Genomic DNA, 7846 nt, shown 5'->3' with positions numbered 1-7846 from the left:
GTCGATGAGCTGTCCCGGTTTCTGTAAAATATCACTTCCGTGTAACGTTGCCGTTGTATTTTCCATTGCTCCGCTTACGTAATCTCTTCCGGAAATCTGAGCGTATTTTGACCATGGGAAATCGTAGCCTAACTTTTTAGAGAAAAACTCGATCATTTCCGGTGTGTTTCCGTAGATCTGTTTTGCATACGGCTCGTATTCTTTCTCAATATAATAATCTACCGCAATATTTCTCCATTTATCCTTCACAATAGCGTATTCTCCCACTCCCATAAAGAAAAGATAGGTAGAATGTCTTTTATCCATCACCCAATGATCGGTTCTTAAACCGTTTGCCTCTTTTTGGGAATCTTTCAGCAATCCGTTAGAAAGGGTTACGTATTTATCAGGAACCGTCATGTAAATTTCCTGCGTTGTTTTCTGGTTGGATTTATCGATGGTCGGGAACCAGGCTGAAGAAGATTCCGTTTCACCCTGCGTCCAGATTTGCGTTGGTTTATCGGGATCTATTCCCTGTGCATTAATGAAATACAGACCTTTTGCATCACTAATTGCCATGCTTCCTTCCTGTTTTACTTCGTTCGGACGTGCTGTATATTTGATGTAAACTGTGTAATCCTGATTTTTCTGATAGGTTTTGTCTAAAGTAATTTTTAAAACATCATCCTTATAATCATACTTTAAAGGAGATTTTTTTCCATTGATATCTAACGCTACTTCATGGATCAGCATTCCTTTTGCATCAAGCGTCAGTTCGTTGGTCGGATAGAAAAAAGGTGTGGCATTAAGCCATTCTTCCCCGTTCATCTGTTCTTTCTGATAATCGAAATTTACTTTAAGCTTCGTGTGTTTCAGCTCCGTTACTTTGGTATGAGTGGCTCTGTATACTTTTTCTCTTCCCGAAGTTTCGGTTTGTGCTGCTGCATTTGCGGAAAATAAAATTCCGCCCAGTAAAGCAATCGATAAAATGGCTTTTTTCATTATTTATTTCTTAAATTATTTTTTAGTTAAAATATCAAAAATATCGTTTACCAATGTTTCGTAATCTCCTTTTTTGAACTGTTCTTTGGTTTTGGCAAATGCTTTTTTCAGTTCACTCTCAGGATTTTCGTCGTCGATAATTTCTATGGATTCTACGCCTTTCATCTGAAGAATTGCATTTTTAAGTGCTTCAAGATCGGCAGTTTCTTCGGTGTTTATTTTTAAATATTTCATTGTTTTATTCTTTTGTAAACGTATTTTTTGTTCCTCCCTGAATAATGACAAACTGTTTTTTTGCCGGATAAAAATCGATCACAATTCCTGCCATATCAAATTTAAAGCTTGTCTCGGAAATTGCTTCTAAAGGGAATGCACTTTGTCCTGTTGCCTGAGCCATCAGTTTTTTATCTTCAATAAAAATGCTAATCTTTAAGGGAACATCTTTGCTGGAATAAGTTCCTGTAAATTTCTGAAGATCATTCTCGGAAATTTCATAGGTTTTAAAATTGGGCATTTCGAAATCTTTTCCCATGGCTGTTTCAATCATTTTGATGGAAATATCATTGGTATCCATTTCCGACTGATTGGTACTGAAAGCGGTGGCAATTTTCAGATCCGGAAAATAAAATAGTGCGGAACTGAAATTGTCTATTCCTCCGGTATGACCAAATCCCGAATATTTGTCGAAAGGAACTTTCACCAAGCCATATCCGTAATCATCCACAAATGTTTTCATTTTTTCAAGGCTGGATTTCTTCACTAATTTTCCGTTTTCCAGACCAAGAATAAAAGTAAGAAGATCTCTTGGAGTAGAGATGATATTTCCTGCGCCAATCGGAATACTCATATCTGTTTCGGATGAAGTCACATATTTTCCGTTGATGAATTGATACGCTTTTGCCTGATCTTTCGATGGATCTATTTTTCCTCCAACTTCTGTAAGCGTTAATTTTAAAGGTTTTGTAATTTTATCTTTCAGCAAAGCAGCATACGGTTTTTTGTAAATTTTTTCGAGAATAAAACCGAGCAGAATGTAATTGGAATTGCTGTATTCGTGTTTTGAACCGGGTTCAAAATCGCTTTTGTATTTTTTTATAATGCTGATTAAGCTGCTTTCTGTCTGAGGTTTGGTGTTGTACTGCCAAAACTCGGCTTCACTGGTCAGATTATGAATTCCTGTTCTGTGCTGCAGTAGATTTTCGATGGAAATTTTTTCGGCATTTGGAATTTCAGGATAAAATTCAGAAAGTTTCTGATCTAAGGAAATCTTTTTTTCCTCAAAAGCTTTCATAATTAAAACGGCAGTAAAGGTCTTGCTGATTGATCCGATCCGGTATTGTGTATTGACATTTGCTTTCTGATTCTTCTCAACATCTGCAAATCCGACAACTTTTATAAACGTAGGGCGGTCGTTTTCGGCAAAGGCAAAGCTCCCCATTACTTTATGATGTACGAAGAGAGAATCGATATAACCAGCTAATTTCTGCTTTACATTGGTCTGAGAAAATACAGCTGCAGAAAAGCTGATCGCAGAAAGAAAAAGTAACTTTTTCAACATACTTTTGAGATTTGCTGAATGAGTTGAAAAATTTCAGGAGATGTTACAAAAAAAGTGAAGTTTTCGGCTTCACTTTATTCTCTATTTACTGAGAAAATATTTTAGTCTTACTGGATTTTGTCTGCAATGCCAGAATAATTTAACCACTATTTCGTCGGTTTTAATTTCATACATCATCTTAATCTGATTCTTGCCGATAAGGGTATACTTTATATCAGGAAAATTTTCTAAAGATGGATGCTTTACAATATTGTCTTTTATTGTCTGCCTGAATTTTTTAATATCGTTTTCTAAAACGGCAATTTCTTTTGCAGTCCATTTAGAATTTAGAAAATCTATAATTTCACTCAACGATATTCTCGCTGTTTCTGAAATTGTTATTTTCATTTTTTATTAAAAATTTCATTCAATAAATCGTCTGTTAATTCCTGAGTTTTCCCGTTTTTATAGTCATTCTCACTTTGCTCTATTACTTTTGCAAAATATTCGGAACTTTCAATTTCCTCCCAGGAATAGGTTTTATGATCTTCTGAAACTTCAATATGGGTAATACCTTTTATCTGCGACAAAAGTTTTTTGATGAAAGCCACATCTGCATATTCGTCTAGACTGATTTTAATTTCCATACATTTTGAATTTATATCAAAGTTAATGAAATTATGGCAATATATTAAATCGCAACAGGCGCTTTAATTCCCGGATGCGGATCATAATTTTCCAGCGTAAAATCTTCAAAATCAAAACTGAAAATATCTTTGATTTCAGGATTCAGCTTCATGGTAGGAAGCGGTCTTGGTTCTCTGGAAAGTTGTTTTTTAACCTGCTCAAAATGGTTGTTGTAGATATGAACATCTCCAAAACTGTGAACATAATCTCCAACTTCCAGATCGCAAACCTGCGCCACCATCATCAGCAATAATGCATAGCTTGCAATGTTAAAGGGAACTCCCAGAAAAACATCGGCACTTCTCTGATACAGCTGAAGCGATAGTTTTCCATCTGCCACGTAAAACTGAAATAACGCATGACAAGGCGCTAAAGCCATGTTGGGAATTTCGGCAACATTCCATGCGGAAACGATGAGCCTTCTGGAATCCGGATTTTTTTTGATCTGATCGATAACGTCCGTAATCTGATCCACGATTTTACCATCCGCTCCGTTCCAGCTTCTCCATTGCGCTCCGTAAACGGGTCCAAGATCGCCATTTTCATCTGCCCATTCGTCCCAGATCGAAACACCATTGTCCTTTAGATATTTGATGTTCGTATCTCCTTTCAGAAACCATAATAATTCGTAAATAATGGATTTCAAATGCACTTTTTTGGTGGTTACCAAAGGAAAACCTTTCGATAAATCATATCTCAGCTGATAGCCGAAAACACTTCTTGTTCCGGTTCCGGTTCTGTCGGTTTTATCGGTTCCGTGGTCTAAAATATGCTGTAAAAGGTCTAGGTAATTTTGCATGTTGAAGGATTATTTTGAGGTTCAAATTTAGAAAAATCTTACCGATTTTCTGTTATCATAAGTTAGGAAAAAAGTAGTAATGACTGTACACAGATTTCATGATTCAAATAAATCTCACCATACTTTTACAATTTTCTGACCGACATTATTAACAGAAAAATTCTGGTTTTCAGTTAGTCCGTACATTGCTTTTGCCAGCGGTGATTCTGCCGAAACCGTCATTATTTTCTGTTGGTCTACTATTATTTCTCCCGCCGATGCAGAAATGTAGAAAAGACCTTTATCTGTTTTTACCAAGGCTCCGTTTTGCACCTTTGATGATGGATCTGATGATATTTTCTGCACAATAGATTGCTGGTTTAACGATTCGTTCAGTTGCCTTTGCAGATTATTGATTTCCTGCTGAAGCATTTCGCGTCCGGTCTCATATTTATCGCCCATTGAGCTTTTGGTATCATTATTTGAAGCGCGTGTTTCTTCGATCAGTTTTTCAAGTTTCTGAATTTTTTCAGCAATTCTGCTTTTTACCGCTTCTAATATTTTTGATTTTTCCATCTACAGAATTTCATTTTATATTTTAAACTTGTTCAAACTAATTTCAGAATTAACCTCAAAAGGGACAAAAGATAATGTTAAAGTGAATTTCCAGAATAATCAAAGCGCTCAAAAGAATAAAAATCAAAGATTTTTAAAAACTATGCTGAGCTTTTTCATTGATAATGATCAACTTTAAATAAAAAATTTAGTAGATCTTTTGTGGCTTTTGCAGTTAAATAAAAGTTTAAACAGAATTTTTATCTCCTAACTATATCTTAAACAAATAAAACGAAGTAAATTAAGTTTAAAATACGCTCATTAAAGTTAAATCTCCGCCCAAGAAGCGGAGATTTTATAGGAATTTATTTTTCAAAAACCGCGTAATCTCCGGGTTTGAAATTAAAATCTTTTCCGCTGTTAAAGTCGCGTTTTGCCTTTTCAAAAACATTTTTAAAGCTTCCGGAAAGATGTTCGTCTTCAATAGAGAAGTTTACAGTATCTTTGGACATATTCAAAACAACTAAAACTTCATCGTTTCCGTTTTTCCTTATATATGCTAAAATTTTGTCGTTAGCGGTTGTGTTGAGAAGATACGTGGTAACATTAGAATCGCCTCCTCTTAATGCCGGATTTGAAGATTTTAAGTTGAGGAGTGTCTTATAAAAATCTGCGTTCTGATACACATTGCTCCATTTGATGACATCTTTCTCAAAAAATTCCAGACGTTTCATGTTGGGTAATTCCTGACCGGAATATAACAGCGGAACGCCATTCCAGGTTGCAGAGAATACAGCCATCGGTTTTGTGATGACACCATATTTTTCATATTCTGTTCCGTTCCATGAGTTTTCGTCGTGATTGGTTGTAAACCACGCTCTCATTGAGCTGTCTCCAATTGCAGAGTATTTTCTCAGAAGATCCGTAAGTTCTGAAAGTGGTTCATTTTTTTTGTAATAATCTGCAGATTTGTGCATCCATTTCCACGAGTAGCTTGCATCAAAAACTTTTCCGTATTCCGGACTTTCGAGTTCATCGAATTCTCCAAGCCAGAAAAGGGGTTTTATTTTTTCTACTTCAGGACGCGCCTGCTGCCAGAAATCGACTTCAACCCAGGAAGCAAGATCGCAACGGAAGCCATCGATATTGGTTTCTTTTACCCAGTATTTCATGGCATCAATCATTGCCAGACGCATTTCCGGATTTTTGTAGTCGAGTTCGATGATATCATCCATTCCGGAAGCGATATGAAATTTTCCGTCCGGATCTTTCAGGTAAAAATCGGGATGGGTTTTTGTCCAGATATGATCCCAACCGGTGTGGTTGGCAACCCAGTCTATGATTACTTTAAAGCCTAATCGGTGTGCTTCGTTCACCATGTGTTTGAAATCGTTCAGAGTTCCGAATTCGGGATTAATGGAGGTGTAATCTGATGCGGCATAAGGACTTCCCAGACTTGCTTTTTTATTTTGCTGTGCAATCGGAGTGATTGGCATGAACCAAAGGGTTTTTACGCCCATTGATTTGAGTCTCGGCATTTCTTTTTCAAATGCTCTGAAGGTTCCTTCTTTTGTATATTGTCTTACGTTTACTTCGTAAATGTTGGTAGTGTGTTTCCAGTCTTTAGGTAAATCCGTCATGTTTTTTACAGCTTTTTGAGAGGTGCAGGAAAAAATTCCCAGACCTGTTACAGCGATTAAAATTAACTTTTTCATTAATTCTCTTTTAACAAAAATAGGGATTGTGATCGGAAAAAAGGAAATCTGAGTCTCTATTTTTGTACAGAAAATGAAATTAAAGTATGCAATAAGCTGTATTCTGACCTGTTTTGATCGAAAATCCGAGATCCTAGCCGGGATTGAGCGGCATGTCTGAGCTCTTTTCGTTTTTTTCGGCGCGGCAGCTTCGCTGCCGCGCCGAAAAAAACGAAAAAGCGAGTAGCGAAAGCGCGAAATAGCTCCTTATAGTACAGAATAAAAAAGCCCCAAACTTATGTTCAGGGCGGTATATTTTACAAATTCTTCCGATTATCTTTCATCATCGTTGTCGTCTTCATCATCGAAAGCATCGTCGTTGTAGTCTTCTTCTTCCTCATCATCAAAAGCATCATCATCTTCGTCTGCAAAGTTTCCGGTAGTTGTGAAGTCGTCTTCAAAACCGAAATCATCGTCCATTAATGGCATTGCCGATTTCTTTTTAGAACCTCCTGCGCTTCCGTTTTTACCTGGCGCTTTCAAAGGGACATTTCCAAATCTGTAGACCGTAATCGGGTAATTAACGCCTTTGGTTTCTTCGATAATCTCTACCAATTCGCAGAAAAATTCCCAAAGGTCCAGAAGTCCGTACTGGAACTGAGCTTTATCTCCTACATTTTCGAACGCCTCATCGATGTACACATCCGACATAATTTCTCCGTCGCCATCGTCACTCATATCTTCTAACGGAACACCTTTTACTATTGTTCCGTCTTCTTCAAGCAGATTAAAAGTGGAAAGCTCATCTCCCTGCAAGCTGAATGCACTCTTAATACCTAAATGTAAGTTCCATAGCGTCTGTTTTCCTTTTACTTCGATATCCCGGAAAATATCTTCTTTTGCATCTAATATTACGCGGATTTTATAAACCATCAGTTTTTAAATTACTTTTTGCCATTGTTATTATGATAAATCTCTGTTGCAAATATAAAATAAATGAGATGTGACAAAAAAATATTTCATCATTTTTTAAAACATTTTTTTTTCATACATTTTGCAAAAATTATTTGCTTTTCTCCAGCATGAAACTGAATTTCGTACCTTCCAGATAAACACTTTCTACGGTGATGTTTTCGTTATGGGCTTCAAGAATATGTTTTACAATGGCAAGACCAAGCCCGGAACCTCCTTCCCTCCTGCTTCGGCTGGTTTCCACACGGTAAAATCTTTCAAAAATTCTTGGTAAACTTTCGGATTTAATTCCCATCCCGTTGTCTATAACTTCGATTAAAACTTTATTTTTAAGAACGCTGGTTTTTACGACTACTTTTGCTTCCTGTCTGTTGGCATAATGAATTGCATTGGAAATCAGATTAATAAAAACCTGCGAAATTTTCTGTTTGTCTGCCTCAACAAAAATCTGTGGCTGCAAAGTCTGGATCTGCAAGCTTGCATTATGCTTTTCTGCTTCGAGATCGAGAAGATCAAAAATTTCTTTAATTAGTAAATTTACGTCAAATTTAGAAACGGTAAGATTAATTTCTCCTGCTTCCAGCCTGTTAATCATATCGAGGTCCGTTACAATCGCAATTAAACGTTCTACAGATTTATCGA

The 7846-nt window shown here is 36.5% G+C and carries 10 protein-coding genes; all 10 read right to left on the bottom strand.

The window, feature by feature from the left end; all coding sequences use genetic code 11:
- Positions 1-981, bottom strand: a 981-nt coding sequence (locus WFK35_RS18425; RefSeq protein ID WP_442892081.1) for a M1 family metallopeptidase, incomplete at its 3' end; no start/stop codon positions are given.
- Positions 982-996: 15 nt separating this feature from the next.
- Positions 997-1215: a hypothetical protein gene (locus WFK35_RS18420; protein ID WP_235129952.1), complete on the bottom strand. Its 219-nt coding sequence runs from the start codon at positions 1213-1215 to the stop codon at positions 997-999.
- Positions 1216-1219: 4 nt separating this feature from the next.
- Entirely contained in the window at positions 1220-2539 is a 1320-nt protein-coding gene (locus WFK35_RS18415) for a serine hydrolase domain-containing protein (RefSeq protein ID WP_336733791.1), read from the bottom strand.
- 81 nt (positions 2540-2620) lie between these two features.
- The gene (locus WFK35_RS18410) at positions 2621-2926 is read right to left on the bottom strand and encodes a hypothetical protein (RefSeq protein WP_336733790.1); all 306 of its coding nucleotides are present in this window, start codon (positions 2924-2926) and stop codon (positions 2621-2623) included.
- Positions 2923-3165, bottom strand: coding sequence for a hypothetical protein (locus WFK35_RS18405; RefSeq protein WP_336733789.1), 243 nt, complete (start codon positions 3163-3165; stop codon positions 2923-2925). The genes WFK35_RS18410 and WFK35_RS18405 overlap by 4 nt, the downstream gene beginning before the upstream one ends.
- A 44-nt stretch (positions 3166-3209) precedes the next feature.
- Entirely contained in the window at positions 3210-4004 is a 795-nt protein-coding gene (locus WFK35_RS18400; protein WP_268054781.1) for a thymidylate synthase, read from the bottom strand.
- Between the two features lie 114 nt (positions 4005-4118).
- Positions 4119-4559, bottom strand: coding sequence for a hypothetical protein (locus WFK35_RS18395; protein ID WP_336733788.1), 441 nt, complete (start codon positions 4557-4559; stop codon positions 4119-4121).
- A 344-nt stretch (positions 4560-4903) separates the two neighbouring features.
- Complete coding sequence (locus tag WFK35_RS18390) at positions 4904-6253, bottom strand: alpha-amylase family glycosyl hydrolase (protein WP_336733787.1); 1350 nt, start codon at positions 6251-6253, stop codon at positions 4904-4906.
- 312 nt (positions 6254-6565) lie between these two features.
- On the bottom strand, positions 6566-7165 hold the full coding sequence (locus WFK35_RS18385; RefSeq protein ID WP_336733786.1) for an IS1096 element passenger TnpR family protein: 600 nt from the start codon (positions 7163-7165) through the stop codon (positions 6566-6568).
- 130 nt (positions 7166-7295) lie between these two features.
- A partial coding sequence (locus WFK35_RS18380; protein ID WP_336733785.1) for a sensor histidine kinase occupies positions 7296-7846 on the bottom strand: 551 nt, incomplete at its 5' end.

It is taken from the genome of Chryseobacterium sp. VD8, from assembly GCF_037149975.1.
Classification (GTDB): domain Bacteria; phylum Bacteroidota; class Bacteroidia; order Flavobacteriales; family Weeksellaceae; genus Chryseobacterium; species Chryseobacterium indicum.
The sequence above is the reverse complement of the archived record's forward strand: the minus strand, read 5'-3'. Positions and strand labels throughout refer to the sequence as shown.

Coding starts and splice junctions, on each gene's coding strand:
- WFK35_RS18410 (WP_336733790.1), bottom strand. CDS start 2,926: ATGAAAATAACAATTTCAGAAACAGCGAGAATATCGTTGAGTGAAATT.
- WFK35_RS18405 (WP_336733789.1), bottom strand. CDS start 3,165: ATGGAAATTAAAATCAGTCTAGACGAATATGCAGATGTGGCTTTCATC.
- WFK35_RS18420 (WP_235129952.1), bottom strand. CDS start 1,215: ATGAAATATTTAAAAATAAACACCGAAGAAACTGCCGATCTTGAAGCA.
- WFK35_RS18415 (WP_336733791.1), bottom strand. CDS start 2,539: ATGTTGAAAAAGTTACTTTTTCTTTCTGCGATCAGCTTTTCTGCAGCT.
- WFK35_RS18385 (WP_336733786.1), bottom strand. CDS start 7,165: ATGGTTTATAAAATCCGCGTAATATTAGATGCAAAAGAAGATATTTTC.
- WFK35_RS18400 (WP_268054781.1), bottom strand. CDS start 4,004: ATGCAAAATTACCTAGACCTTTTACAGCATATTTTAGACCACGGAACC.
- WFK35_RS18390 (WP_336733787.1), bottom strand. CDS start 6,253: ATGAAAAAGTTAATTTTAATCGCTGTAACAGGTCTGGGAATTTTTTCC.
- WFK35_RS18395 (WP_336733788.1), bottom strand. CDS start 4,559: ATGGAAAAATCAAAAATATTAGAAGCGGTAAAAAGCAGAATTGCTGAA.